Genomic DNA, 1,018 nt, shown 5'->3' with positions numbered 1-1,018 from the left:
GATATAAAACAGAATATGATTCGCATTCAGTAGGAAATCTCTTACTATGTCTCCTGCTCTTCCTTTACTCTAAAATGGAAGGAGGTTTCTCATGACCCGCCATGTCACTATCAAATGATTAACAGGTAGAAAATGAATTGCAGTCCTATACGTCTCCTGATATAATATTAGTTAGTTGTTGCTAACCCGATTGTGTATAGGAGGGTACATCTATGTTTACTGTTCGTCCATATAAGAAAGAAGATGCTGCGGCCTGCGGGAATTGCTTTTACGAAGGATTCTTTTCATGCCCTATGGATCAGAACGATAAAATACTTCTGTGTGATTACGCACAGATCCTGATTGAAAAATGTAATTTTACCTATGTTGCGGAAGCGGAGGATCATCAGGTCGTAGGATTTATCTGTGGAAAATATGATAAACATTTCAGCAAGGCCCTGTCAGCTCAGTATGAAACAAAAAAGCACTATGGCCGTTGGTGTAAAATGTTTCTCAAGTTCTATCTGAAAAGATATAAAATGTCAGTACCATTCCAGAAGCAGTTTGATGCCTTTTTCCGCCAGTTACAGGAAAGGGATAAGGAAAGCTTTGGGAAATGCGATCTGGAACTCGTTGCCCTTTCGTCCAGAAGGAATTACAGAAAGGGGTTGGGAACCGCATTGGTCACACAATTTTTGAATCGGGCAAAAGCTGATGGAGCAGATCGTGTGCGGCTTTTTACGAACACTCTTGCATCGTGGGAGTTTTATGAAAAACGTGGATTTAAGAAAGTGGCAGAGAAGCCCTTTCAGGATGGCTCCGGCAATCAGTCCCTCGTTTATGAGTACGTTTTGAAGGAGCATGAATATGAAAAACACCATCTGTGAAAAACTGATGTGGTCAGCGATGACACCTGCTATTTTCAAATATATCGCAGCCAATTGCAAAAATACGGATACATTCAGGGTGAAGAAGAAATCGCGTAAAAACTTTAAAGATATGTTGGCGAGGACACCCGACATAGGTGGTTTTACGAAAA

Annotated in this window: 1 protein-coding gene; it reads left to right on the top strand. The window is 40.8% G+C overall.

All coding sequences use genetic code 11. The features are described from left to right. Positions 1-212 precede the first annotated feature (212 nt). Positions 213-866 carry a GNAT family N-acetyltransferase gene (locus HMPREF0367_RS07165; RefSeq protein ID WP_035402772.1) on the top strand — a complete coding sequence of 218 codons (654 nt, stop codon included), beginning with the start codon at positions 213-215 and terminating at the stop codon, positions 864-866. The last annotated feature ends 152 nt before the right edge of the window (positions 867-1,018 follow it).

Source organism: Faecalitalea cylindroides ATCC 27803 (assembly GCF_000469305.1).
Lineage (GTDB): Bacteria > Bacillota_I > Bacilli_A > Erysipelotrichales > Erysipelotrichaceae > Faecalitalea > Faecalitalea cylindroides.
The sequence above is the reverse complement of the archived record's forward strand: the minus strand, read 5'-3'. Positions and strand labels throughout refer to the sequence as shown.

What these genes read in the sequence shown, in the direction of transcription:
- HMPREF0367_RS07165 (WP_035402772.1), top strand. Translation starts at nt 213, where the DNA reads ATGTTTACTGTTCGTCCATATAAGAAAGAAGATGCTGCGGCCTGCGGG.